The organism is Lacisediminihabitans sp. (genome assembly GCF_036569425.1).
Classification (GTDB): domain Bacteria; phylum Actinomycetota; class Actinomycetes; order Actinomycetales; family Microbacteriaceae; genus Lacisediminihabitans.
Window position 1 is genome coordinate 1 of sequence record NZ_DATCQQ010000019.1, and the last position, 24597, is coordinate 24597.

Genomic DNA, 24597 nt, shown 5'->3' on the forward strand with positions numbered 1-24597 from the left:
GGGGGCGGCCCGCCGCCGATTCGAAGTCAAGCACCTCTACCTTCGCCCGTTCACCCGGGGCCGGGGACTCGGCCGGGCTCTCCTCACCGAGCTCGAGGCGAATGCACGCGGTTTCGGCGCCGACGAACTGCTGCTCGACACCAATTCGAGCCTCACCGCGGCGGGCGGCCTCTACCGCTCAAGCGGCTTCGTGGAGATCCCCGCATACAACGACAACCCGAACGCCACCAACTGGTATTCGAAACGGCTGAGCTAGAAGGGCTGCCCGTCTGGCAACCCGGTGCGCAGCTCGGCCGGCAGGTGCCCGAGGTCGTTGTGCGTGATGAGCACGGGCGGCTTGGCCGACCGCACCCGGATGATCGTGAGGCCGCAGTTGGCCTGGTTGAGCCCCATCCAACGCCAGGCGGGGGCGCTGAAGACCTCGCGCACAAACCAGGCGATCACGAAGTTATGGGTGATCAACAGGTCATGGCGGTCCTCCCGCGCCGGCGTCAGCCACTCGGCCACGGCATCTGCCATCTGCGCCTCGCCGGCCTCGATCTCCTGGCGCGTGACCGAGCCGAAGAATGGCTCGAAGGCGTGCGGCATGTCGGGGGTCGGGCCGGAGGGGATGCAGTCGAAGAGCAGCGCGGACGGCTGGGCGTCGAGGCTCGGCATGCTCGCCGTCATGATCTTCGCCGTCTCTTCCGCACGCTGGAGCGGCGAATGCCACGCCCCGGTGAACGGCACGCCGCTCAGGCGATCGGCGACGAGTTTCGCCTGGCGCGCCCCGCGCGCGGAGAGCGGTCCGTCCGGCAGTCCGTGCTCAGCGTCCTGCTGCTCGCCGTGCCTGACCAGATATATGAAGTGGGACATCGTTGTTCCTGAATTCCTTGGGGTGCTGTTCACACGGCGATGGGCTCGAGCGCGAGTCCATCGAACGTCGCCGCGTCGATCGTGCCGACGGCGGCGATCGAGAGCGGTCGTGCCGCGAGCTCGACGGCGAGCTCACGGACATCATGGGCGGTGACGAGCGACAGCCTGCGCAGCGACTCGTCGAGGTCGGCGAACTCGCCGAGGGTGATCTCCGAGCGGCCGAGGCGCGACATCCGAGTATCGGAGTCCTCGAGCGCAAGCGCGGATGCCCCGCTCAACTGTCCGACGGCGCGGCGCATCTCGTCGTCGGTGATTCCCCCGGTGGCAAGGCGCCGGAATTCGGAGAGCAGCAGTTCGGTGACCTGGGTCGCCTTGGCCGGCGAGCATCCGGCGTAGAGGCCGAACAGTCCGGCATCCGAGTAGCTCGGCGAGAACGAGTAGACCGAGTACGCGAGGCCGCGCTTCTCCCGGATCTCCTGGAAGAGACGAGAGGACATTCCGCCCCCGAGCACGGAGTTGAGCACGGCGAGCGTCGACCGGCGTTCGTCGGCGGCCGGGATGCCCGGCACGCCGAGCAGGATGTTCGCCTGTTCGATCGGGCGGTGAACCACCACGAGGGGGCTGCCGCGCTCGATCACGTCGTGGGTGGCGTCGCGCCGTTCGACGGGGGTCGCCTCGATGGAGAGGTCCCACCCCGCCGCGGTGAGCGCTCGCGTGACCCAAGCGACGAGTTCGTCGTGGTCGACAGCGCCGGCGACGGTGATCACGAGGTCGCGGGCTCGGTAGTTGGCTCGGTAGTGCTCCCAGACCGATTCGCGGGTGGCGGCCTGGATGGCCTCCGGGCTTCCCCCGATCGGCCGGCCAAGCGGATGCTCGCCGAGCACCGCCTCAAAGAATCGCTCGCTCGTGACGTCTGACGGGTCGTCGTCCGCCATCGCGAGCTCTTCGAGGATCACTCCGCGCTCGTTCTCGAACTCGATCGGGTCGATGACCGATGACGTGATCATGTCGGAGAGCACTTCCACCGCCATCGGAAGGTCCTTGTCCTGCACCTTCGCGTAGTAGCAGGTGTATTCCTTCGCGGTCATCGCATTGTGCTCGCCGCCGACGGCATCGAAGCTCACCGCGATGTCGAGGGCGGTGCGATTCGCGGTGCCCTTGAAGAGGAGGTGCTCGAGGAAGTGGGTGCTTCCGTACGTGGCGACCACCTCGTCGCGTGAGCCGACGGCCACCCAGTAGCCGATCGTCGCGCTTCTCGCCCCGGGAACCTGTTCGCTCAGCACACGCACGCCGCTTGGCAGAACGCTGCGTCGCACGAGGGAGTCGCCGGATGCGGTGAAGGTCAGTTCGGCCTGGTCGAGGGGAAGCGGGGCTGCACCAGTCATTGCACAGAGCCTACGTCACGAGCGCCGATGGAGGGATTCGGGGACACCCGGAGGGACCCCCGAAGAGGCCCCCGAACTGGGGTGCACCCTTCCCGAAAAAAGAGGACAAACCGACTTGTCTGTCCTCATCGCTGTGTTAGTGTGTTAAACGTCAGACGAACCACCCGAAGGTTCGTCCGACAGCTCGCCACCCGAGGCGAGCGAACCACATAATACACCGCAAGCACAATGCTTGCGGGGCAAAACGTCGGACCACCCCCGAGGTCCGGCCTGCTGCCGAACGGCTTGGAGGACACCTAGCCGAAAAGCCCGAGGGAGCCACGCTGTGCCGATTGTTGAGACTGATCCGATCGGCCAGCGCGCCCGGGTATCCCGGCCGCACCGGGTGCACCCGCCCGCACCGGCGAAGATCCGCATCCTGGAGACCGCCAACCGGCTCTTCTACGACGAGGGCATCCGCAGCGTCGGAATCGACCGGCTGATCAGCGAGTCCGGCGTCACCAAGGCCACCTTCTACAAGCATTACGGGTCGAAGGACCGCCTCATCCTCGACTACGTCACGGCGCGCCACCAGAGCTTCGTCGCCGCTCTCAACGCGCTCGTCGAGGCCACCCCCGATCCGGCAGACGCCATTCGCGCGCACACCGCTGACGTTGTCGCGACCATCGAGGCGCCCGGGTTCCGGGGCTGCGCGTTCATCAACGCGGCCATCGAGTTCACCGACGTTCGCCACCCGGTGCGAGAACTGGTGCTCGAACACCGCGACTGGTACGCGGGCGTCATCACCGACCTCTTCAAGGCGATCGGACATCCTCTGCCCGGCGACGCCGGCGACGAGTTCGTGCTCGCCCGCGACGGCGCGCTGACCGGGGGCTACGTCGGCGATTCGATCGCCGCGGTCGCCGCCCTGCAGCGAGTTGCCGAGCGCATCCTCGCCGACAGCCGACGCTGAGCGTTCTCGAGCTTCCCTCCCCGTCGGCGACCGCTGGCGTTCGTTAGTCTGGCCTTCGCTAGTCTAGGGAGCGGTCACCGCACCGGCGGCCGTCGTTCGTCGAGAGGACCCCATGACCGTCACGCTCACCTGGCTGCTGATCATCACGATTCTGGCCGCGGCCCTGGCCGTCTACGACGGAATCGTCAGACTGCGGGGCAAGCGTGGCAACTCGTTCCTCGCCGTGGCAGAGCTCGTGCTGGCGGGGCTAATGCTCGTCTCCGTGTTCGTCGCCCTGCCCGTGCCGTTCACCACGTTCGTCTTCTCGCTCGTGCTCGAGGCCGTGCTCATTGCGCTCGTGATCCTGCCGGGCAAGCGTCGCGGTGGTTCGTCGACGGCCACGTTCATCGCACTCGTGCTCAACTCGGTCGTCGTTCTCATCGCCGCCGGCTGGCTGCACATCCCGGGTCTCGGCTAACTGCGCCGGTCGGCCGCGGTCGGCTCAGACCGAGGCGCGGTCGAGTTCGGCCAGCTGGTGGCGACTCAACTGCACGTGCGCCGCCGCAACGAGCTCGCGCACTTGGTCTGCGCCTGTCGCGCTCGCAACGGGTGCCACGATGTCCGGCTTCGACAACAGCCAGGCGAGGGCGATCGCCCCGACGCTCACCCGCTGTTCCCAGGCCACCTGGTCCAGGGTCGCGAGCACGCGCAGGCCGCGCTTGTTGAGGTACTGCGCGGACTCCTTGCCCCGGCTGTTGCGCGCGAGGTCGGCCCTGGTGCGGTACTTGCCGGTGAGGAAGCCGCTCGCGAGCGCGAAGCGGGGCATCACGCCGAGGCGCTGCTGGCTTGCCGCTCGCGCGAGGTCACCCTCGAATTCCTTGCGGTGCACGAGGTTGTAGTGATTCTGCAGGGCGACCATGGGCGTCACACCGAGCTGCGCCGCGATGACCCTGGCCTCGATGAGCCGGTTGCCGGAATGGTCGGACGCTCCGGAGAACCGTACCTTGCCGGCCCGGACCAGGTCGTCCACGGCGAGCAGCGTCTCCTCGAAGTCCACCGTGTGGTCGTCGATGTGCAGGTAGAGCAGGTCGATGAAGTCGGTGCCGAGCCGCTCGAGCGAGGCGTCGACTGCACGGCGAATCGCGCCGGCCGAGAGGCCCGGGTTGTCCGCGCTCTTGCCGATCTTGGTCGCGACCACCATCTCCGCCCGGTTGCGGCGGTCGCGCATCCAGTTGCCGATCATGATCTCGCTACGGCCACCCGCATAGGAGTCGGCCGTGTCGACGAAGTTGCCGCCGTGCTCGGCATAGGCGTCGAGAATGTCTGTCGTGGTGTCGGTGTCGGCCTTCCAGCCGAAGACGTTGCCGCCGATCGCCAGCGGAAAGACACTGAGATCGGACTGGCCGAGTCGGCGGCGGGCGCGCGTCAGGACCATCGGCTGGGTATCCCCCAACGCCGATGCGCTCTCTGCGGCCTTCGCTGTGTCGGGCAATACCCGTGTCATTTCCACCCCCCGGTGTTATCTATCGACCGCCGGCGAAATCAGGTAACCAGCTGTCTGATTTCGACCATAGGTCAGCCGTGTGACAAACCGTGGAAGCTCGTGTGAATTGTGGGTTAAGTACCCGAATCGTTATCATTCGCGCGGCAGTTTCGGCGAAGGCTGGGAGAATCCTTGGCAGCCGCCGGGGATTCCTCGAGTTCACTGGCAAACAGAGGGCCCGTTGCCTAGGTTCGAAGGCGTAGAGGATGCGCCAAACGCATTTGAGGAACCACCGCCCACAGCGTGCTGTGGTTTCGTCACAGTCTCGCGCCGACTCTAAACGGGCGACAGGAGGGCCGCCGGCTTCGGGTGCCGGGCGGCCCTTCGCCAATTCGACGGTGGAGCGGTCGTTCAGTGACCGGCGCGCTGAACCAGGCGCCGGGCGTGACCGAGGATCGGCCCGTCCACCATCTGCCCGTCGAAACGGAAGACCCCGGACTCGCCCTCCGCGGCCGCCAACAGTTCCCTCGCCAGCCGCAACTGCTCCTCGCCCGGGGTGTACGCCTCGCGGATCACCGCGACCTGGCTCGGATGCACGCACGCGGTCGCCGCGAATCCACTCTCGGCGGCATCCCGGGCCTCGTCGGCGAGACCGGCGAGATTCGGCAGGTCGAGGAACACCGCGTCGATCGCCGCCACGCCCGACGCCGCCGCGGCGAGGAGCACCGTCGAGCGCGCATGGCGCGCGACGTCGCGGTACCCTCCATCGGCGCGCCGGCTCGACGAGCCGGCCAGCGACACGAGGAGGTCCTCGGCGCCCCACATGAGCGCGACGACTCCCGGGGCGGCGGCGAGAGCCGGCGCGGCGAGAACGCCTGCCGCGGTCTCGCACAGGGCGATCACCTCGAGCCCGGCGAGGTCGTCGAGGTCCCGCACGCCCTGCGCCTTCGCGAGCATTACCGTTCGGTACGCGGTGAGCTCGAGCGCCTCCAGGTCGAGCACGAAGTCGGGTGTGGCCGCCGGGTTGAGCCGCACGATGGTGCGCTCGGGGTCGAGCGGGTTGGCGATGAGTGCCTCGCGAGCCGCCGCGCGGTTCTGCGGGGCCACCGCGTCCTCGAGGTCGATGATCACGGCATCCGCCCGCACCTGCGCCTTCGCGAACCGGTCTGGCCGATCCGCCGGGCAGAACAGCAGCGACGGCCCCATCGTGAATGTCACCGCGAGGCTCCCTCGCACCAGACGAGCGCCGAGCGCAGCGCCGTCGCGACGACCACACCGTGCTGGTTGCGGCCGGTGTGCGCGAGGGTGACGATCCCCTGCCCCGGTCGGGATGCCGACAGCCGTTTGGCCTGAACGACGGTCTCGGAGTAGAGGGTGTCGCCATGAACGAGCGGATGCGGGAACGCGACCTCACCGAAGCCGAGGTTCGCGACGATCGTGCCCTGGGTCAGCTGGGTGACCGAGGCGCCCACGATCGTCGCGAGCGTGAACATCGAGTTGACGAGCCGTTCGCCGAACGGCTGCGTCGCGGCCCACGCCGCGTCCAGGTGAAGGGCCTGGGTGTTCATCGTGAGGGTCGTGAAGAGAACGTTGTCGGCCTCGGTCACCGTGCGGCCCGGACTGTGGCGGTAGACCACGTCGAACTCGAATTCCTCGAAGTAGAGCCCGCGCTGCTCCACGATGCGGCGTTCCTCGGTCATGACGGTTCCTCCACTGCTCTCTGTTCCTATGACAGTACCGAGGCGACGACCTGGTCCGATCTGACCACGTCGCCCCGCGTGACGGCGAGGGTGACGGTGCCGCTCATGGTGGCGGTGACCCGGTGCTCCATCTTCATGGCCTCGACCACGAGAATGGTCTGCCCCTCCTCGACGGTGTCGCCACTGGCCACCGAGACCCCGACGACGGTGCCCGGCATGGGGGTGCGCACCTCCGGGCTTCGCGGCCCGTCGACGGCGACGGCGGCCACGAGCTGCGCCTCGCGCGAGCGAAGGCGCAGCGCCCGGGAGAAGCCGGCCCGGCCGAGCCAGATCGTCTGGCCGTCCCGCGCGAAGCGGAACGACTGCAGAACCCCGTCCAGCTCGAGAGTGAGGCCGTCGCCCGACACCTGCAGCCGCGCGCGATGGGGCCGCCCGAGGGTGACGGTGGCGTCGCTCGGCTGCCCGACGACGGACACGTCGACGGCCGTCCCCGCCTCGGCGGCGAAGCTGTACCGGCTCGGTCGCGGCTCGCCCATCCGCCAGCCGCTATGGTGCGTCCACGGTTCCGACGCGGTGCCCACCGGCGGCGCGTCCCATCGAGCTTTGTGCTCGAGCAGCGCGGCGGCGGCGTACAGCGTGTCGTCCGGCTGCGGGAACACGAGCTCGGGCAGGCGGCGATCGATCAGTCCGGTGTCGAGGCGACCGCTCTGTACGTCCGGGTCGGCGAGCAGCAGCCGCAGGTACTCGATGTTCGTGCCGACGCCGAGAACGGTGGTGTCGGCGAGCGCCCGGTCGAGCAGGGCGAGGGCAATCGCGCGGTCCTCTCCCCACACCATGACCTTGGCGAGCAGCGGGTCGTAGTCGGCGGAGACGACCAGGCCGGGCAGCAGCGAGCTGTCCACCCGCACGCCGGCGCCGGTCGCCTCGCGCAGGGCGAGCACGCTCCCGGTGCTCGGCAGGAAGCCGCGCTCTGGGTCTTCCGCGTAGATCCTGGCCTCGATCGCGTGCCCGTGGAGCCGGATATCACCCTGTCGCAGCGTGAGCGCCTGCCCGGCCGCGACGCGCAGTTGCCACTCGACGAGGTCCACCCCGGTGACGAGCTCGGTCACGCCGTGCTCGACCTGCAGACGGGTGTTCATCTCGATGAAGAACGCCTCGTCCTGGTCGTCGTTGCCGACGAGGAATTCGACGGTTCCCACCCCCGTGTAGCCGACGCTCCTGGCGACCGCGCAGGCGGCCTCGCCGATTCGCGCGCGGGCATCCGGGCTCAGCAGCGGCGACGGCGCCTCCTCGATCACCTTCTGGTGGCGGCGCTGGAGCGAGCATTCCCGCTCGCCCAGGTGGATGACGTTCCCGGCCCCGTCGGCGAGCACCTGAACCTCGATGTGGCGGGCCGGGGAGACGAGTCGCTCGAGGAGCAGGGTGTCGTCGCCGAAGGCGGCAACGGCGAGCCTCCGCGCCGCAGCCAGCGCCGCGGGAAGGGCGCCCGGTTCCCGCACGATCTCCATGCCCTTGCCCCCACCGCCGGCCGACGGTTTCACGAGCAGCGGATAGCCGATCGACTCGGCGGCGACGGCGAGTTGCTCGTCGCTGAGGCCCGGTTCCGCGATGCCGGGGATCACCGCGACGCCGTGCTCGGCGACGTGCTTTCTCGCCCGGATCTTGTCGCCCATGATCTCGAGCGCGTCGACCGCCGGCCCGACGAAGACGATGCCGGCGGCGGCGCACGCCGTGGCGAACTCCGCGTTCTCGGAGAGGAAGCCGTAGCCGGGATGGATGGCCCGCGCCCCGGAGGCGGTCGCTGCGGCGAGGATCGCGTCGGCGTTGAGGTAGCTCTCCCGCACGGATGCCGGCCCGATCCGCATGGCAAGGTCGGCGAGCGCGACGTGCTTCGCCCCGCGGTCCGCATCGCTGTAGACGGCGACCGATCGGATGCCTAGCCTCCGGAGCGTGCCGATGATGCGGCAGGCGATCTCGCCGCGATTGGCGACGAGCACGGTATCGAAGGGGGCGGGGGTGACGAGTGCTGTGGTCACGGGCGTCACATCCTGAACAGGCCGAAGGCGGTCTCGCCGAGGGGCGCGTGTGCACACACCCCGAGGGCGAGGCCGAGCACGGTGCGAGTGTCGGCCGGGTCGATCACGCCGTCGTCCCAGAGGCGGGCGGTGGAGTAATAGGGGCTGCCCTGCGTCTCGTACTGCTCGCGGATCGGGACGGTGAAGGCCGCCTCGTCGTCGGCCGACCACTCCTCTCCTCTGGACTCGAGCTGCTCCCGGCGCACGGTCGCGAGCACCGACGCGGCCTGCGGCCCGCCCATGACCGAGATCCGGCTGGCCGGCCACATCCAGAGGAACCGGGGAGAGTACGCGCGGCCGGCCATCGAGTAGTTGCCGGCGCCGAACGACCCACCGATCACCACCGTGAGCTTCGGAACGCGCGTCGTCGCCACCGCGGTGACCATCTTCGCCCCGTGCTTGGCGATGCCTCCCGCCTCGGCATCCCGACCCACCATGAAGCCGGAGATGTTCTGCAGGAAGACGATCGGGATGCCCCGCTGGTCGCACAGCTCGATGAAGTGCGCGCCCTTGAGCGCGGAGTCGCTGAACAGCACGCCGGCGTTGGCGATGATGCCCACCGGATGCCCGTGCAGGTGAGCGAAACCGGTGACGAGGGTCTGGCCGTACTCCTTCTTGAATTCGTGGAACTCGCTCGCGTCCACGAGCCGGGCGATCACGGCACGCACCTCGTATGGCTCGAGAACATCCGTGGGCACCGCCCCGTAGAGCTCGGTCACGTCGGCGGCGGGCTCGCGGCTCGGCAGCACGGCCCACGCCGTAGCGGACGGCGCGGGGAGCGTCTCGATGATGTCCCGCACGATCTGAAGGGCCTGCGCGTCGTTGTCGGCAAGGTGGTCGGTGACCCCGGAGATCCTGGCGTGCACGTCTCCCCCGCCGAGTTCCTCGGCGGTCACGATCTCGCCGATCGCCGCCTTCACGAGCGGCGGGCCGCCGAGGAAGATAGTGCCCTGTCCGCGCACGATCACCGCCTCGTCGCTCATCGCCGGAACGTAGGCGCCGCCGGCAGTGCAGGAGCCGAGCACGGCGGCGATCTGCGGGATCCTGGCCGCCGACATCCTGGCCTGGTTGAAGAAGATGCGGCCGAAGTGGTCGCGGTCGGCGAAGACCTCGTCCTGCCGCGGCAGGAACGCGCCGCCCGAGTCGACGAGGTAGACGCACGGGAGACGGTTCTCGAGCGCGATCTCCTGGGCCCTCAGGTGCTTCTTGACCGTCATCGGGTAGTAGGTGCCGCCCTTGACCGTGGCGTCGTTGCAGATCACGAGCACGTGCCGCCCGTGCACGAGGCCGATGCCGGCGATCACGCCGGCGGCGGGGCACTCGTCGTTGTACAGGCCGTTCGCGGCGAGCGGGGCGATCTCGAGGAAGGGGCTGCCCTCATCCAGCAGTCGATCGATGCGCTCGCGCGGCAGGAGCTTTCCGCGCGCGACGTGACGATCCCGGGAGGCCTGGGGGCCGCCGGCCGCGGCGACGGCGAGCCGTTCCCGGAGGTCCGCCACGAGCGCCCGCTGGGCGGCGTCGTTGCGGCGGAAGGTCGCGCTCGCCGTGTCCTGCCGGTCGCTCAGAGTCTTCATCGACAGGTCCCTCGTGCGCCCCCGCAAATTCGGTTAGTGCGCGTTAACTCAAATCAGGTTAGCGTTCATTAACTGGAATTGTCTATAGTTGTGCAGAACACGCGGAAGAGGGACACTCATGGCCGATGCTCCGGCAGAGCAGGCGACCGAACGCAGCCGGGCGAAGGCGGATCGACGCGACGCGCTGCTCACCGCGGCGGCCAGGCTCTTCGCGGCCCGCGGCTTCAACGGCGTCTCGATCGAAGACCTCGGCTCGGCCGTGGGAATCAGCGGTCCCGCTGTCTACCGTCACTTCAGCGGGAAGCAGGCCGTGCTCGCCGCCCTGCTCGTCGGCGTGAGCGAAGACCTGCTGGCCGGCGGGCTCGCGGTCGTCGACGCCGCGGCGAACGACACGGCCGCGCTTCGCGCGCTCATCCGCTTCCACACCGACTTCGCGCTCTCGAATCCGGAGGTGATCCGCGTGCAGGATCGCGACCTGGAGAGCCTGGCCGACGAGGACAGCCACGCGGTGCGCACCCTGCAACGCCGCTACGTCGAGCTGTGGGTGGGGGTGCTCGCCCGCCGGAATCCGCGGGAAGACACGGCCGTGCTGCGGATGCGGGCGCACGCGACGTTCGGCCTGCTCAACTCGACGCCGCACTCGAGCAGCCGGTCGCTGCCCCGCGCCACCATGCACGACGAGCTCGAGAAGATGGCCTGGGCGCTGCTCGGTTGAGGGCGCGCTCCCGACGCGGCACCCATGGCCCGCCTCGTGATCCGGCAGTCGGCAGAGCGGTGTCCCCGACGTCGATAGCCTGAAGGCATGGATCCGCGGAAACGTCACTCGAACCCGGGGAGGGGCAACGCTGGCCGCAGCACGAGAGGCGAACGATTCGCCGACTATGCGCCGGTTGCGGTCTCTCGGTCGAGCGCCGAAGGAGTCGGCATCGTCCGCCTCGCGCTCCCGGGTGACCTGGGCTCCATCGTTCGCCTCCAGCGGGCAGTCGGCAGAGCGGTGTCCCCGCCCGCAGCGATCGAGGCGGCTATATCCGACCCGGCGAGGCTCGTGGTGGTCGGCGAAATCGACGGCTGTGTCGCGGGGTGGGCGAAGACGCATTTCTGGCGCCGGTCTGACGGCGATGCCCCCGCCGGTCACTACCTGGGAGGCGTCACCGTGGATCCGGTCTTCCGTCGACGTGGCCTTGGTGCGGCGCTCACCGAAGCGCGCCTCGAATGGATCTGGCAGCGCACGAGTCACGCCTGGTACATCGTCAACGCCCAGAATCGAGCGTCGATTGCCCTGCACGAGCGGTGGGACTTTGAGGAGGTCGCGCGCGGGGAACGGTTCCACACCACTACCTTCACCGGCGGCGTCGGCGTTCTCCTGCGCGCACAGCACGGATGACCGTGCGGCCAATCGGGCCGACCGTCGCACGAATCGTGCGACGCAGCAGTGAGGGCGCCGCGCATCCCCTCGTGCCGTCACAGTAGGCCCAACCTCACTGCGCTGGCCGCGCCATCCGCACGGCCGGTGCGGTCGTGTAGCTGCGCCCGCTGGGGGCGGTCCAGGTGAGCTCGCCGGCATCGGGGCCGGCGTTCGTCTGGGTGACGCTCCAGCCGCCCACGTGTTTGAGCCTGTGGTGTTTCGGGCAGAGGTGGGCAAGGTTGTGCCAGGCGGTCGCGCCGCCGTAGTGCCAGTCCACGGTGTGGTCGAGATCGCAGCTGCCTGCGCTGCGCCCGCAGCCCGGGAACCGGCAGGTGCCGTCCCTCACCCGCAGCCAGGCCCGAAGGTCGGCGGAGATGCGGTACTTACGTCGTCCGACCGAGAGCACAGCCCCGGTTTCGGGATGGGTCAGCAGGCGGGTGAGGCTTGGCGCCTCTGCGGTGAGTTGTTTGGCCGTTTCGGGGTCGATGGGGCCGTAGCCGTCGAGATTCGCCAGCTCGTCGCCCCGCCCGAGAAGAGTCAGCACGGGCACGGTGACGAGCACTCTGGGGCGGATCCGCTTCAGCGCGGCCAGCTCACCAAGATCGTCGGAGCGGCTGTGCCCGCTTCCGTCGAGGAGCGCCTCGCCAACCAGGTCGGCGCGCAGCTGGTCAAGGGTGCGCGGTTCGTCGGTCGCCTGCAGTGCCCGCGCCGCGTCGGTGAGCCTCGAGAAGATCGCGACCGCTTGAACTGCCGGGAGGTAGGCCGAGAGCCACGCCACGCCGTCCCGACTGCCGGTGCAATCCACGCGCCTGTCCGCGACAGCCCGCGAGTGCCTGGGTGCGGCCGAGCCCGGATCGATGCTGTCCCGCAGTGCGCGCACTCGTCGATCGAAGGCGGCCGGCGTCGATTCGGCCGCGCGGGGCAATGCCAGCTGCTCGAGCTCGGCTCGGTCCTCGTCGGTGAGGGTCGCGACGTTGTCAACCATGGTCTGCGCCTGTCGGTACCCGATGTCCCCCGCACACAGCGCGGTCATCGTGGCGGGAAGGTCGTTCACGAGGGCGGCGCTCTCGGCCACCAGGGTGTCGGCCGCTCGTTCAGAGATTCGCAGGGCGCACGCCAGCTCGCTCACGAGCACCCGCCGCGCCATCCGCGCCCTAACTGCAGCGGATCCCTCTAATGATGTCGCGTTCTCGGTGGTGAGGCTCCAGAGCCTGGCGCGCTCGATCGTCTCCGCTCGTGCCCCTGAAAGTTGGGCGATCATCCGCTCCAGCAACGCGGCGAGATCCAGAATGTCGCCGATCGTGTCGGCCATGAGAGGCCTCAGTGCCGCCATCCCGCCGGCCGCCATCCCGCCGATCGGTGCGCGATCCGGGCCACCCTGGGAGGTATCCATGGACCAACTCAACGCCCAACCACCGACATTTAAGGGCCTCCAAACGAGCGAAATCCCGGCATCTGCGAGGCTGTAGCCGTGACTCGCACCGACCCGTCCACGATCGCCGACGAACGCGCGACCCTCGAACAGTTTCTCGACTACCAGCGCGCGACGCTGCTGCTCAAGGCGGAGGGCCTCGACCGGGAGCAACTCGACCGGCGCCTGCCGAGTTCCGGGCTGACCCTGGCCGGCCTGCTCAAGCACCTCGCCTACGTGGAGGACAGCTGGATGCAGGAGTCGTTCCTGGGCCGCCCGCCGGCCGAGCCGTGGGCGAGTGCGCCCTGGCAGGACGACCGGGACTGGGAGTTCCACTCCGCGCCCGACGACGATCCAGGCTACCTGCGCACCCTCTACGAGGCCGCCTGCGCCCGCTCCCGGGCGGTGGCCACGGCCGCGGGACTCGACGACCTGTCCGTCGAACTGTCCCGCAGCGGCGAGCGCTACAGCCTCCGCTGGATCCTCGTGCACCTCATCGAGGAGACCGCCCGCCACAACGGGCACGCCGACCTGCTGCGGGAGTCGATCGACGGCGTGGTGGGCGAGTAGCGATCACACCATCGTCAGCAGCATCCCCGGGTCGGAGAGGATGGTGCCCACATCGGCGAGGAATCGCGAGGCCTCGGACCCGTCAACGAGTCGATGGTCGAACGACAGGCTCAGGGTCATCACGTGCCGCAGCGCAACGACATCGTGGTGCTCCCACGGCGCGCGGCGCACGGCCCCCATCGCGAGGATCGCCGCCTCCCCCTGGTTGAGGATCGGCGTTCCGGCGTCGACGCCGAAGACGCCGATGTTGGTGATCGAGATCGTGCCTCCGCCGAGCTCGGCCGGCGTACTCTTGCCCTCCCTGGCCCGCTCAACGAGCGCGGTGAGCGCACGGGCGAGCGACACGAGGTCGAGGCCGTGCGCATCCTTGATGTTCGGCACCATGAGGCCGCGCGGAGTCGCCGCAGCGATGCCGAGGTTGATGTAGCCGAACTGGACGATCTCGTCGGCCTTCTCGTCCCAGTGCGAGTTGACGACGGGGGTGCGCGCCGCGGCCAGGCAGACGGCCTTCGCCACGACCGTGAGCATGGTGAGCCGCTCTCCACGAAAGGCGCTCGACGCCTTGAGCCGCTCGAGGAGCTCCATCGACGGCGTCACGTCGATCGTGAGGAACTCGGTCGCGTGCGGGGCCGTGAAGGCGCTGGCGACCATGGCCTGGGCGGTGAGCTTGCGCACGCCCTGGATCGGCGTGCGGGTTTCGCGCGCCACCGTCGCGGGTGGGACGGCCGAGCCGCGTTTGCGCACGTCATCCCGGGTGATCAGCCCGCCCGTTCCCGACCCGGTGACCGTGTCGAGGTCCACCCCGAGGTCGCTCGCGAGCTTGCGCAGGGGCGGGGACGGGCGGTGAGAACGCGAGTCGTGGGCGGTGTCCGCCCGCTCGAGCCAGCCGGCCGAGCGTGCCCGGCGCTGGGGACGACCTCCCTCGACCTTTGGCCCGTAGCCGACGAGTACCACCTCTCGCAGAACGGGAGCCTCGGCACCCTGAGCCGGCGCCTCCGCCGACGCCTCCACCGGCACTTCCGCCGACGCCACCACCAGCACCTCCGCCGACGCCACCACCTCGAAGCCCACGAGCGGCGCGCCCACCTGCACCACCTGCCCGGGCTGGGCGTACAGCGCGCCGATCACCCCGGCGAAGGGCGACGGCAGCTCCACAAGCGCCTTCGCCGTCTCCACCTCGGCGATGATCTGGTTGAGTTCCACGGTGTCGCCGACGGCCACGCGCCAGGCGACGACCTCGGATTCGGTGAGACCCTCCCCGAGGTCGGGGAGGCGGAAGTCCTTGAGTTCGCTCACTTGGCCGCGCTCCAACCGGTGAGGGAGTTGCGTCTGCCGAGCACTCTGTCGACGGCGTCGAGGATGCGATCGAGATCGGGAAGGAAGTGGTCTTCGAGCGACGCGGCCGGGTACGGCACGTCGAATCCGGTGACTCGGGCAGGCGCCGCCTCGAGAAAGTCGAAGCAGCGTTCGGTGACGCTCGCGGTGATCTCCGCCCCGAGGCCCCCGGACTGCGCGGCCTCGTGGGTGACGACGAGCCGACCCGTCTTCCGCACCGACGCCTCGATCGTCCCATGGTCGATCGGGGAGAGCGAACGCAGGTCGATGACCTCGATCGAGACTCCGTCGTCCGAGGCCGCGATCGCCGCGTCGAGCGCGGTCATCACGAGCGGTCCGTAGGCCACGAGGGTGACATCCGTGCCCTCTCGCACGACCCGCGCGCTCTCGAGCGGCAGCGGGTGGGCGAGCTCCTGGTCGACCGGGCCCTTGGCCCAATAGCGCCGTTTCGGTTCGAAGAACAGCACCGGGTCGTCGCTCGCGATCGCGAGCCTGATCAGGTCGTATGCATCCTGGGGAGTGGAGCAGCTCACCACCCGCAGCCCGGCCGTGTGGGCGAAGTACGCCTCCGGCGACTCCGAGTGGTGCTCGACGGCGCCGATGCCGCCGCCGAACGGCACGCGGATGGTGATCGGCATCTTCACCGCTCCCCCCGTGCGGTAGTGCAGCTTGGCAACCTGGGCCACTATCTGGTCGAAGCCGGGATAGATGAACCCGTCGAACTGGATCTCGCACACCGGTCGGAACCCGCGGAAGGCCAGCCCGATCGCCGTGCCGATGATGCCGGACTCCGCGAGGGGCGTGTCGACGATGCGGCGCGGACCGAAGTCGTCGAGCATCCCGTCCGTGACCCGGAATACTCCCCCGAGCTTTCCGATGTCCTCGCCGAGCAGCATCACGCGATCGTCTTCGGCGACGGCGCGACGCAGGCCGGCGTTCAACGCCTTGCCGAGGGTGAGCTCGGTGGTCGTGGTGGTGCTCACTCCGCCGCCTCCTCGAACATCGCGAGGTAGGCCGCGTACTGGCTCTTCTGCCGCTCGAGCCCCGAATGGGCCGAGCTGTACACGTTGTCGAACACGGTGAGGGCATGCGGCGGGTCGAGGGCGAGACAGGCGGCGCGCAGTTCGTGGGCCACCTCATCCGCCTTCGCCTTCACCGACGCCTCGAACTCCTCGGTGAGCAGGCCCTCGTGCTCGAGGTAGGCGCCCAAGCGGTGGATCGGATCCTTCGCCGCCCACCGCTCGAGCTCGGCCGGATCGCGATACCGGGTGGGGTCGTCGGATGTCGTGTGCGGCCCCATGCGGTAGGTCACGGCCTCGATGAAGGTGGGTCCGCCCCCGCTCCGGGCGCGGTCGAGCGCGATCCTCGTCGCGGCCATCACCGCGAGCACGTCGTTGCCGTCCACGCGCAGGCTCGGGATGCCGAAGCCGGGTGCGCGGTCCGCGATCGACCGGTGGGCCTGGAGCGCGACCGGCTCCGAAATGGCCCACTGGTTGTTCTGGCAGAAGAACACCACCGGTGCCTGGAAACTGGCGGCGAACACCATCGCCTCGCTCACGTCGCCCTCGCTCGTCGCCCCGTCACCGAAGTAGGCAACGGCGACGGAGTCGACCCCGTCCTGCAGGCAGCCCAGCGCGTAGCCGGTGGCGTGCAGCGTCTGCGCTCCGATGATCACGGCCGGGGTCGCCATCCCCACGTCGAAGGGGTTCCAGCCGCTGAGCGCGGTGCCGCGCCACACGGCGAGCAACTTGCCCACCGGCACCCCGCGGCAGTAGGCCACGGCGTTCTCGCGATAACTGGAGAAGACGAAGTCGTCGCCGCGGAGCGCCCGGGCCGAGCCGATCTGCGCGGCCTCCTGCCCGAGCAGCGGCGGCCACAGGCCGAGCTCGCCCTGGCGCTGCAGTGCCGTCGCCTCGGTGTCGATTCGGCGCACGACGACCATGTCTTCGTAGAGGGAGCGGAGTTGCTCGCCGGAGACGTCGGCAACCCACTGGTCGAACTCCGGATCGGGGACTCGGTCGCCGTCGGGGTTCAACAGTTGTACGAGCAGCTCGGTGCTGCGGATTTCACTGCGGATGTCACTGGATGCGGATGGACGCAACAATGGGCCTCACGATCTGGATGCACCGCGGCGGGTTAGCCACTGGTGTATCCCTCTCCAACAGGCATCGGCTTGTGACCGGCGTCTGCGCTCCGGCGACATTGCCGGGAGTGATTCGAGGCTACGGCTGAATGCTGGGAATCACAATGACCGCCACGGCCCGTGGCTCAACCTCAAAGAAGAAGCCCGCCCCGCCGGTGGGCGGGACGGGCTTCTTCGTGGGGTGCGACTAGATCGCGGGAACCGGCTCGTCCTCGGTGGAGGAGACGATCTCGGCGTCGTCGGCCTCGACCGGCGAGAGCGACAGCTTTCCGCGGTCGTCGATCTTGGTGATCTCCACCTGGATCTTCTGGCCGACGGCGAGCACGTCTTCGACGTTCTCGACGCGCTTGCCACCGGCGAGCTTACGGACCTCGCTGATGTGCAGCAGGCCGTCCTTGCCGGGGGTGAGCGAGACGAACGCGCCGAAAGTCGCAATCTTGACGACGGTTCCGAGGAACCGCTCGCCGACCTCGGGGTTCAGCGGGTTCGCGATGGCGTTGACCGCCGCGCGAGCCGCCTCGGCGGACGGACCATCGACGGCGCCGATGTAGACGGTTCCGTCATCCTCGATCGAGATGTCGGCTCCGGTGTCGTCCTGGATCTGGTTGATCGTCTTGCCCTTCGGGCCGATCAGCTCGCCGATCTTGTCGATCGGGATCTGCACCGAGATCACGCGAGGCGCGGTCGGCGCCATCTCATCCGGGGAGTCGATCGCGGCGTTCAGCACGGCGAGGATCGCGGTGCGAGCCTCCTTCGCCTGCTTGAGCGCGCCATCGAGAACCGACGACGGCAGGCCGGCGAGCTTCGTGTCGAGCTGGATCGCCGTGACGAACTCCGACGTGCCGGCCACCTTGAAGTCCATGTCGCCGAGGGCGTCTTCCGCGCCGAGGATGTCGGTGAGCGCCGCGTAGCGCGTCACTCCGTCGACCTCGTCGGAGATGAGCCCCATCGCGATGCCCGCGACCGGCGCGCGCAGCGGCACACCGGCGTTGAGCAGCGAGAGGGTGGAGGCGCAGACGGAACCCATCGACGTCGAGCCGTTGGAGCCGAGAGCCTCCGACACCTGGCGGATCGCGTACGGGAACTCCTCGCGCGGCGGCAGAACCGGCACGAGGGCGCGCTCGGCGAGGAAGCCGTGCCCGATCTCGCGACGCTTCGGCGAACCGACACGGCCGGTCTCACCGGTCGAGTATGGCGGGAAGTTGTAGTGGTGCAGGTAGCGCTTCTTCTTCACCGGAGCGAGCGAGTCGATCTGCTGCTCCATCTTGAGCATGTTCAGCGTGGTGACGCCCAGGATCTGGGTCTCGCCGCGCTGGAAGATCGCCGAACCGTGAACGCGAGGAATGACCTGCACCTCGGCGTCGAGGGCGCGGATGTCGCTGAGTCCTCGGCCGTCGATGCGGATGCCCTCGGTGAGCACGCGCGTGCGCATGACCTTCTTGCTGACCGACTTGTACGCCGCGGAGACCTCGGAGAGAGCGGATGCCGGGAGGCGGTCCGCCTCGACCTCCGAGGCGATGTGTCCCTTGACGCGATCCTTGAGGGCGTCGTCGGCGTTCTGGCGCTCGACCTTGTCGGCGATCTGGTACACGCCCTTGAGGTCGTCGTACGCGAGACCGGCGACGGAGTCGTAGGTGGCCTGGGCGTACGGCGGGAACAGCGGGAAGTCCTGGATCGGCTTGGCGGCCTGGGCCGCGACCTCGAGCTGGGCCTTGATGAGCTGCTTGAGGAACGGCTTCGCCGCCTCGAGGCCCTGGGCGACGACGGTCTCGTCCGGCTTGGTCGCGCCGGCCTTGATGAGGTCCCAGCTGCCTTCGGTGGCTTCGGCCTCGACCATCATGATCGCGACATCCTCTTCACCGTTGTCGTTGGTGGTGAGGCGGCCGGCGACGGTGAGGTCGAACACGGCCTCTTCGAGCTGCGAGTACTTCGGGAATGCAACCCACTGATCTGCGCCGTTGGATCCGGGGATGAGGGCGAGACGGATGCCGCCGATGGGCCCGTAGAACGGCAGACCGGAGATCTGCGTGCTCAGCGAAGCCGCGTTGATGGCGAGGGCGTCATAGAACTCGTCCGGCGCGATGGCCAGGACGGTGATCACGATCTGCACCTCGTTGCGCAGGCCTTCGACGAAGGTCGGGCGCAGCGGGCGGTCGATCAGGCGGCAGACGAGGATCGCCTCGGTGGACGGGCGTCCCTCGCGACGGAAGAACGAGCCGGGGATCTTGCCGGCGGCGTAGCTGCGCTCTTCGACATCCACCGTGAGGGGGAAGAAGTCGAAGCCCTCGCGCGGGTGCTTGCCAGCGCTGGTGGCGCTGAGGATCATGGTCTCTTCGTCGAGGTAGGCAGCGACTGCTCCCTGGGCCTGCTGGGCGAGACGACCGGTTTCGAAGCGCACGGTGCGCGTGCCGAACTTACCGTTGTCGAGAACGGCTTCGGCGAATTTGATTTCTGGACCCTCCATTGGGGGGTTTCTCCTTTGTTTTACGTCGTCTCCCCGTATGGGAGGCGACTCGTCAAGGAGCAGGAGATAAGCAGAAAGGGGCGCACGGGCCACATCATCGATCGATGGGTGCCCGCTGTCGCTTTGGCGGCGTGTCCGGAGTCTTCACTCGCGAACACAGCTCTGGTCAACAGTAGAAAGGCGCTGAACCCGGGCCTCAACAGACGAGACTCGAACCTCGAGTTCAGAACGTCACCACTACTGACCAGCTTCTTGCCGGCCTGCTCCGTGGTTGCCGGCATCCGTCCCTGAGAGCGAACGACACACCAGACAACCTCGTCAATGCTATCAGGCCGCCTTCGTGCGGCCTAGCTTCCGGCCGGGCGGGCGCGTCGCCGCTCGCCCGGCGTGGGCGAGGACATCTCGAGGCTCGCCGAATCGTCCCCCATGCCGCCGCCGGGCGAGCTGGTCGGTGTGCTGATGAGGGGCATGCTGGGCGAGGTGGGCTCCCCGGCGATTCTCGTGCAACTGTGGGGTGAGGCGGTGACGGATCCGCAACTGCGCGCCCTCGCTGCCGGCGTCTTCGACCGGCTGGTCTCGGCCTACCGGGTCTACATCTCTCTCCGGCGGCTCCCTCCGGCAGCAACGGGAACACGGACTCGACCCGGCGGCCGCCGACGCGATCGCCCACGAACAGGCGCCACTGTTTCTGGCCGCGAGCCAGGGCTTCATCCTGCAGTCCGCGATCTTCGACGACTTCGACCCCCACCTCTTCCTCGAGCGCGTGACGGGCCACCTCCCCGCTGAGTCCGTACCCGGCCCACCCGCGTCATCCGTCCCCAACACGCGTTTCTCCGGAGGTTTCGCGAAATTCCACCGGAAAGTGGTCAATTTCGCCCGATTCGGGCTTGCAGAGCAAAAACCTCCGGAGAAAGGCATGTCGAGAGGCGCGCGTGGAGCGCGGATGGGGCCCGGCGAGCATGGGAGTCTGCGCCCGATTGCCGCCAGGGTTCGCCAATTCGACCGCATTCTGCCTAGGCTGAAAGGGCTGGTCACACAAAGCCGTCTGGGAAGCATGGCTGACAGGTGAGGGTGGGGACAGTGAAGCAATACGGTACGAGATCGATGCTGCTGGGGATCGCCTGCGCCCTCGTGCTCGTGGGGATCGCGCTCGCGGTGATCACCCACGCCTCGCCGGGGAAGACTCCGGCGGCACGCACACCGAGCCCGACGCCCACGACGAGCGCCTCCCCCGCCACGGCGAGTCCCTCACCGTCCGCCGATTCCGACGTGTTCCCCGGCGGGCTCTACGTCGAGGCCGGCACGAACGCCGACGACGCCGCCAACCGGCTCGTGCAGGAGGGGCAGAAGAGCGCGGCGGCGCTCGTGAGCCGCATCTCGACCCAGCCGACCGCGATCTGGCTCGGCGAGTGGACCACCGGGCCGGCCCTCACCAAGCTGCTCGCACAGCACGTTGCGGCGGCGAAGGCGGAGGGCACCACCCTCGTGTTCGTTACCTACGCCATCCCCAATCGGGATTGCGGCGGGTATTCGAGGGGCGGCCTCAGCTACGACAACTACCTGGACTGGAATCGCACGATCGCGACCACCCTCGCCGGCACGAAGTCCGTCGTGCTTGTGGAGCCCGACTCGCTATCCATGCTCTCGAGCGCGAAATGCGGAACCGAGGCCATCAAGCGGATACCGCTGATCAACGAAGCCGTCGACATCCTCGCCGGCGCCGGACTCACCACCTACCTCGACGGCGGGAATTCGCGCTGGCACTCCTCCCAGACCCAGGCGAAGGTGCTCAAAGAGGCCGGGATCGACCACGCGCACGGATTCTTCACCAACGTCTCCAACTTCAACACCGTCCAGCAGGAGCGCGACTACGCGGGCAAGCTCTCCGGACTCGTCGGCGACAAGCACTACGTGGTCGACGTCTCCCGCAGCGGCAAGGGCTGGAAGGGCGACTGGTGCAACCCCAAGGGCGCCGGCCTCGGGCCGAACCCGCACGCCACGCCCAACGACGGCCGCCTCGACGCCGAGCTGTGGGTCAAGCACCCTGGCGTGAGCGATGGCACCTGCAACGGCGGGCCGGCCGCCGGCATGTGGTGGGAGCAGTACGCGCTCGACCTTGTTCGCAACGGCTGATCCGGTCGCTCGGCGCCCGAGACGCCGCCCGAACGGGGGCGAGACGCGCCGGCCACGTCGTGCTTAGCTGACCGCACACCCGATATCACACGTCATTGACGACTCATCGGGGGAACCGTGCACTTCAGAAGCAGAATCGCGCCGCTGGCAATCGCCGCGGCACTCATCGGGGCGGTCTGCGGCAGCCCGCTCGCCGCGTCGGCGGATGACCCGTCGGGTCCGGCGGTGTTCCCGGGCGGCCTGTACCACGAGGCGAAGACCCAGGCCTCGATCGAGGAAGACAGGCTCCGCGCCTCCGGCAACACGGAATCGGCCGACCTCGTGCACGCCATCGCGTCGCAACCCACCGCGGTCTGGCTCGGCGACTGGTTCAGCGACGACCTGCTCAGGCGGGTCATCGCCCGTCATGTCGCCGCCGCGAAGGACCAGGGGACGACGCTCGTGTTCGTCACCTACGCGATCCCCAACCGGGACTGCGGCGGCTATTCGGCAGGCGGCTTCGATGCGAGCCAGTATCTCGACTGGAATCGAACGATCGCCGACTCCCTCGCCGGGACAAGGGCCGTCGTGCTCGTCGAGCCCGATTCGCTCTCGATGCTCTCGAGCGCCAAGTGCGACGGGGAGGCCGCGAGGCGGCTGCCGCTCATCGGACAGGCCGTCGACATTCTGAACGGCGCGGGACTCACCGCCTATCTCGACGGGGGAAACTCGCGCTGGCTCTCCCCCGCTGTGCAGGCGGGCTGGCTCACCAAGGCCGGCATCGCGAGGGCGAACGGGTTCTACACGAACGTGTCCAACTTCAATCCGGAGCAGGCCGAACGCGACTACGCCGGGCGCGTCTCGTCCCGGGTCGGCTGGAAGCACTTCGTGATCGACACGTCGCGCAACGGCGCGGGCTGGACCGGCACCTGGTGCAACCCGCCTGGGGCGGCGCTCGGCCAGGGCCCGGGCGTCGTCTCCGGCACCGGAAAGCTCGACGCGCTGCTCTGGGTCAAGCACCCCGGCGCGAGCGATGGCACCTGCAACGGCGGACCGGCGGCCGGAGCGTGGTTCGAGAGCGCCGCCCTCGACATGGTGCGCAAGCGGGGCTGATCGGGCTCGGTGATGTCACGCACGCTGCCGACGGACGCGTCGCGCGGCAGGCACGGTGATCACGAGCGCCGCAAGCACGCCGACGAGGGTGCCGAGAGAGTTGGCCGCGATGTCGCGCAGGTCTGACACCCGGCCCGGGATGAAGAGCTGCGCGCCCTCGATCGCGAGGGTGAGTACGACTCCGGCGCCCACGCCGAGAGGCCAGAGCCGTCGGCCGAATAGCAGCAGGAAGAAGACCCCGATCGGGATGAACATGGCGACGTTCGCGAGGAACTCCACCCGGGAGTAGGTGAGCCAGCTCGTGAGCTCGTGACCGGAAAAAAACCGCAGCAGCCGCCACAGCCACGCGTCGTTGTTGGACCCGATCGGCTGCGGGCCGAGCGTCACCCAGCCGACGAACGCGAGATAGGCGAGCGTCACCATGGTCAGGAGCGGATGGCGGCGAAACATCCCTCCATCATGCCCGGCGATCCTGAACGACAGCGCCTCACTCCTCGATCCAGGGCGGCAGCGCCGGGCACCGCTCGATCACCGGGCTCGACCCACTGCGGCCCACCCGATAGGTGACCCGGTTGTACGGGCTCCAGTGGTTACCGCGGTAGTACCCGAAGATGAAGGCGGCGCGGGCCGGCGTCTCGGGAACGGCGAGGCCGAACCCCCTCAGGCACGGCTGCAGGAATCCCACGTAGTAGTCGTACAGCGCGCCGAGTTGCGAGGGGCTGAGGTGGGAGTTGAAGACCGCTTTACGCGGGTACTCGACGTCGCACGCGTACTCCGCCACGTCGATGGCCGCGCGGTCCTGGCCGTCCGTCTCGACTCCGATCGAACCGTCCGGCGACGCTCTCACGCCCAGCAGTCCCCGAGACTGCAGGCATCGCGTCATCAGGCGCACCCAGGTGCCCCCGCTCGCGATGTGCACGATGTTCGCTGTCGGCCTCACGGCCTCGGGATGCAGGTGGGCGACGATTGCCCAGTTCAGGTCGAAGTGGCCCTGGATCTCGGTCATCCGCTGCCGGTAGCTCAGCGGAGTGGGAGGCGTCACCGGGCTCGCGCACCCGCACAGCACGGCAGGCAGAACGGTGACGACAATTGCGAGCAGGCACCTCACCTTCGTGGCCACGCGTCAATTCTGCCACCGGGGGTGCGACGAGGCCCAGGTGGCCGGGCAGTCACGAGAGGGGACCTTCGGCACTCCGCCGAGTCGGCCGGAGACCTAGCCTCGCCATACGCTCTCGAGACAGGCGCTCTCGAGGTACTTGCTCCCGAGGCACACGCTCTCGAGGCAGAGGGGCACGAGATGAATCGTCGAGGTCGCTCCGGCGCCGTCGCGCTGCTCGCCCCGCTGCTGCTCCTGCTTGCCGGCTGCGTGCAGCCGGCGCCCGCGCCGAGCGCCAGCGCGACCCAGGGGCCGAGCCCTGCGCCGTCGAGCTCATCGGCGCCGGACAGCGACGAGACCGCCCAGCCCCGGAGCGGGGACCACGTCATCGCGTCGACGATCGGTTGCGACTGGCGAGTGCCAGCGCCGACCGCCGTGTGCTCGGCGAGCCACCCGGTGACGCCGCCCATCGCCTCACCGCCCGTGCCGCCCGTTCCATACCTGTACGCGATCGGCGAGGGCACGCATCCGAACGACTCACCGCCATACGACCAGCTGAGCTTTCGCTTCACGGGCGGATTCCCCAGCTACACGATTGACTACGTGAGCCAGCTCTCGATGGACGGCAGCGGCGACCCGGTTCCCCTTCCCGGGGCGGGATCCATCCTGAGCGTGGTCTTCCGAGATGCTCAGGCTCACGACGAGAACGGCCGGTCGACGGTCGTCAGTAAACCGCCGACGGCCATCGGCCACAAGGCCATCTCGCGCTGGGCCCCAGCGGGCGACTTCGAGGGAACGCTCACCTTCGGCATCGGCATCGGCGGGTCGGCCGACGCGGGCGTCCGCGTTCCGCTCCGCGTCTACGAGGTCGAGAAGATCGAGCTGGGCCAGCACCTGTACGTGGTCGCCATCCAGGTGGACCACAGCCGCTGGCGCTGACCCCCC

General features: G+C 68.8%; 23 protein-coding genes. 9 read left to right on the forward strand and 14 right to left on the reverse strand.

The genetic code is table 11. The features are described 5' to 3' along the window. On the forward strand, positions 1-256 hold a 256-nt coding region (locus tag VIM54_RS02845), incomplete at its 5' end, for a GNAT family N-acetyltransferase (protein ID WP_331899000.1). Here the strand turns inward: VIM54_RS02845 and VIM54_RS02850 are convergent. Beyond that, positions 253-855, reverse strand: a complete 603-nt coding sequence (locus tag VIM54_RS02850; protein WP_331899002.1) for a histidine phosphatase family protein — start codon at positions 853-855, stop codon at positions 253-255. The genes VIM54_RS02845 and VIM54_RS02850 overlap by 4 nt on opposite strands. A gap of 29 nt (positions 856-884) precedes the next feature. Next, positions 885-2240 (reverse strand): pitrilysin family protein, encoded by a 1356-nt coding sequence (locus VIM54_RS02855; RefSeq protein ID WP_331899004.1) that lies wholly within the window; start codon positions 2238-2240, stop codon positions 885-887. Between the two features lie 325 nt (positions 2241-2565). Between VIM54_RS02855 and VIM54_RS02860 the strand changes: the two genes are divergently transcribed. Both VIM54_RS02860 and VIM54_RS02865 read left to right on the forward strand, forming a co-directional pair. After that, positions 2566-3192, forward strand: coding sequence for a TetR/AcrR family transcriptional regulator (locus tag VIM54_RS02860; protein WP_331899005.1), 627 nt, complete (start codon positions 2566-2568; stop codon positions 3190-3192). 112 nt (positions 3193-3304) lie between these two features. After that, entirely contained in the window at positions 3305-3649 is a 345-nt protein-coding gene (locus tag VIM54_RS02865) for a hypothetical protein (RefSeq protein WP_331899006.1), read from the forward strand. Positions 3650-3673: 24 nt separating this feature from the next. On the opposite strand, the gene VIM54_RS02870 is transcribed toward VIM54_RS02865, so the two are convergent. The 5 genes from VIM54_RS02870 to VIM54_RS02890 all read right to left on the reverse strand — a co-directional run bounded on the left by VIM54_RS02870 (position 3674) and on the right by VIM54_RS02890 (position 10003). Beyond that, the gene (locus VIM54_RS02870) at positions 3674-4606 is read right to left on the reverse strand and encodes an aldo/keto reductase (protein ID WP_331899008.1); all 933 of its coding nucleotides are present in this window, start codon (positions 4604-4606) and stop codon (positions 3674-3676) included. A gap of 459 nt (positions 4607-5065) precedes the next feature. Next, positions 5066-5872 carry a CoA ester lyase gene (locus tag VIM54_RS02875; protein WP_331899010.1) on the reverse strand — a complete coding sequence of 269 codons (807 nt, stop codon included), beginning with the start codon at positions 5870-5872 and terminating at the stop codon, positions 5066-5068. Then, on the reverse strand, positions 5869-6354 hold the full coding sequence (locus tag VIM54_RS02880) for a MaoC family dehydratase (protein ID WP_331899012.1): 486 nt from the start codon (positions 6352-6354) through the stop codon (positions 5869-5871). The genes VIM54_RS02875 and VIM54_RS02880 overlap by 4 nt, the downstream gene beginning before the upstream one ends. Before the next feature lie 26 nt (positions 6355-6380). Next, positions 6381-8390 carry an acetyl/propionyl/methylcrotonyl-CoA carboxylase subunit alpha gene (locus VIM54_RS02885; RefSeq protein WP_331899014.1) on the reverse strand — a complete coding sequence of 670 codons (2010 nt, stop codon included), beginning with the start codon at positions 8388-8390 and terminating at the stop codon, positions 6381-6383. 5 nt (positions 8391-8395) lie between these two features. After that, positions 8396-10003 carry a carboxyl transferase domain-containing protein gene (locus VIM54_RS02890; RefSeq protein WP_331899016.1) on the reverse strand — a complete coding sequence of 536 codons (1608 nt, stop codon included), beginning with the start codon at positions 10001-10003 and terminating at the stop codon, positions 8396-8398. A gap of 118 nt (positions 10004-10121) precedes the next feature. Between VIM54_RS02890 and VIM54_RS02895 the strand changes: the two genes are divergently transcribed. Both VIM54_RS02895 and VIM54_RS02900 read left to right on the forward strand, forming a co-directional pair. After that, complete coding sequence (locus VIM54_RS02895) at positions 10122-10718, forward strand: TetR/AcrR family transcriptional regulator (protein ID WP_331899018.1); 597 nt, start codon at positions 10122-10124, stop codon at positions 10716-10718. An 87-nt stretch (positions 10719-10805) separates the two neighbouring features. Next, complete coding sequence (locus VIM54_RS02900; RefSeq protein ID WP_331899020.1) at positions 10806-11387, forward strand: GNAT family N-acetyltransferase; 582 nt, start codon at positions 10806-10808, stop codon at positions 11385-11387. Between the two features lie 94 nt (positions 11388-11481). On the opposite strand, the gene VIM54_RS02905 is transcribed toward VIM54_RS02900, so the two are convergent. Next, complete coding sequence (locus tag VIM54_RS02905) at positions 11482-12801, reverse strand: HNH endonuclease signature motif containing protein (RefSeq protein ID WP_331899022.1); 1320 nt, start codon at positions 12799-12801, stop codon at positions 11482-11484. Between the two features lie 78 nt (positions 12802-12879). Between VIM54_RS02905 and VIM54_RS02910 the strand changes: the two genes are divergently transcribed. Further along, positions 12880-13389 carry a DinB family protein gene (locus tag VIM54_RS02910; protein ID WP_331899024.1) on the forward strand — a complete coding sequence of 170 codons (510 nt, stop codon included), beginning with the start codon at positions 12880-12882 and terminating at the stop codon, positions 13387-13389. A 3-nt stretch (positions 13390-13392) separates the two neighbouring features. On the opposite strand, the gene VIM54_RS02915 is transcribed toward VIM54_RS02910, so the two are convergent. The 4 genes from VIM54_RS02915 to VIM54_RS02930 form a co-directional block, all read right to left on the reverse strand. Next, the gene (locus VIM54_RS02915; RefSeq protein ID WP_331899025.1) at positions 13393-14685 is read right to left on the reverse strand and encodes a dihydrolipoamide acetyltransferase family protein; all 1293 of its coding nucleotides are present in this window, start codon (positions 14683-14685) and stop codon (positions 13393-13395) included. Further along, positions 14682-15707 carry an alpha-ketoacid dehydrogenase subunit beta gene (locus VIM54_RS02920; protein ID WP_331899027.1) on the reverse strand — a complete coding sequence of 342 codons (1026 nt, stop codon included), beginning with the start codon at positions 15705-15707 and terminating at the stop codon, positions 14682-14684. The genes VIM54_RS02915 and VIM54_RS02920 overlap by 4 nt, the downstream gene beginning before the upstream one ends. Beyond that, positions 15704-16828: a pyruvate dehydrogenase (acetyl-transferring) E1 component subunit alpha gene (gene pdhA, locus VIM54_RS02925; protein ID WP_331899028.1), complete on the reverse strand. Its 1125-nt coding sequence runs from the start codon at positions 16826-16828 to the stop codon at positions 15704-15706. The genes VIM54_RS02920 and pdhA overlap by 4 nt, the downstream gene beginning before the upstream one ends. Before the next feature lie 226 nt (positions 16829-17054). Continuing rightward, entirely contained in the window at positions 17055-19331 is a 2277-nt protein-coding gene (locus VIM54_RS02930; protein WP_331899029.1) for a polyribonucleotide nucleotidyltransferase, read from the reverse strand. 1080 nt (positions 19332-20411) lie between these two features. Here VIM54_RS02930 and VIM54_RS02935 point away from each other — a divergent pair. Further along, positions 20412-21464: a glycoside hydrolase family 6 protein gene (locus VIM54_RS02935; protein ID WP_331899030.1), complete on the forward strand. Its 1053-nt coding sequence runs from the start codon at positions 20412-20414 to the stop codon at positions 21462-21464. 117 nt (positions 21465-21581) lie between these two features. Next, on the forward strand, positions 21582-22556 hold the full coding sequence (locus VIM54_RS02940) for a glycoside hydrolase family 6 protein (protein WP_331899031.1): 975 nt from the start codon (positions 21582-21584) through the stop codon (positions 22554-22556). 15 nt (positions 22557-22571) lie between these two features. Here VIM54_RS02940 and VIM54_RS02945 read toward each other — a convergent pair whose 3' ends face one another. Together VIM54_RS02945 and VIM54_RS02950 are read right to left on the reverse strand one after the other, a co-directional pair. Further along, positions 22572-23006 carry a VanZ family protein gene (locus tag VIM54_RS02945; protein WP_331899033.1) on the reverse strand — a complete coding sequence of 145 codons (435 nt, stop codon included), beginning with the start codon at positions 23004-23006 and terminating at the stop codon, positions 22572-22574. A 37-nt stretch (positions 23007-23043) separates the two neighbouring features. Further along, complete coding sequence (locus VIM54_RS02950) at positions 23044-23676, reverse strand: hypothetical protein (RefSeq protein WP_331899035.1); 633 nt, start codon at positions 23674-23676, stop codon at positions 23044-23046. A gap of 177 nt (positions 23677-23853) precedes the next feature. Between VIM54_RS02950 and VIM54_RS02955 the strand changes: the two genes are divergently transcribed. Then, positions 23854-24591: an AMIN-like domain-containing (lipo)protein gene (locus VIM54_RS02955; RefSeq protein WP_331899036.1), complete on the forward strand. Its 738-nt coding sequence runs from the start codon at positions 23854-23856 to the stop codon at positions 24589-24591. Positions 24592-24597: the final 6 nt, after the last annotated feature.

Bases quoted from the DNA above. Each gene is read 5' to 3' on its own strand.
- VIM54_RS02850 (WP_331899002.1), bottom strand. From the start codon at position 855: ATGTCCCACTTCATATATCTGGTCAGGCACGGCGAGCAGCAGGACGCT.
- VIM54_RS02855 (WP_331899004.1), bottom strand. From the start codon at position 2,240: ATGACTGGTGCAGCCCCGCTTCCCCTCGACCAGGCCGAACTGACCTTC.
- VIM54_RS02865 (WP_331899006.1), top strand. From the start codon at position 3,305: ATGACCGTCACGCTCACCTGGCTGCTGATCATCACGATTCTGGCCGCG.
- VIM54_RS02870 (WP_331899008.1), bottom strand. From the start codon at position 4,606: ATGGTCCTGACGCGCGCCCGCCGCCGACTCGGCCAGTCCGATCTCAGT.
- VIM54_RS02880 (WP_331899012.1), bottom strand. From the start codon at position 6,354: ATGACCGAGGAACGCCGCATCGTGGAGCAGCGCGGGCTCTACTTCGAG.
- VIM54_RS02890 (WP_331899016.1), bottom strand. From the start codon at position 10,003: ATGAAGACTCTGAGCGACCGGCAGGACACGGCGAGCGCGACCTTCCGC.
- VIM54_RS02895 (WP_331899018.1), top strand. From the start codon at position 10,122: ATGGCCGATGCTCCGGCAGAGCAGGCGACCGAACGCAGCCGGGCGAAG.
- VIM54_RS02900 (WP_331899020.1), top strand. From the start codon at position 10,806: ATGGATCCGCGGAAACGTCACTCGAACCCGGGGAGGGGCAACGCTGGC.
- VIM54_RS02905 (WP_331899022.1), bottom strand. From the start codon at position 12,801: ATGGATACCTCCCAGGGTGGCCCGGATCGCGCACCGATCGGCGGGATG.
- VIM54_RS02930 (WP_331899029.1), bottom strand. From the start codon at position 19,331: ATGGAGGGTCCAGAAATCAAATTCGCCGAAGCCGTTCTCGACAACGGT.
- VIM54_RS02945 (WP_331899033.1), bottom strand. From the start codon at position 23,006: ATGTTTCGCCGCCATCCGCTCCTGACCATGGTGACGCTCGCCTATCTC.
- VIM54_RS02955 (WP_331899036.1), top strand. From the start codon at position 23,854: ATGAATCGTCGAGGTCGCTCCGGCGCCGTCGCGCTGCTCGCCCCGCTG.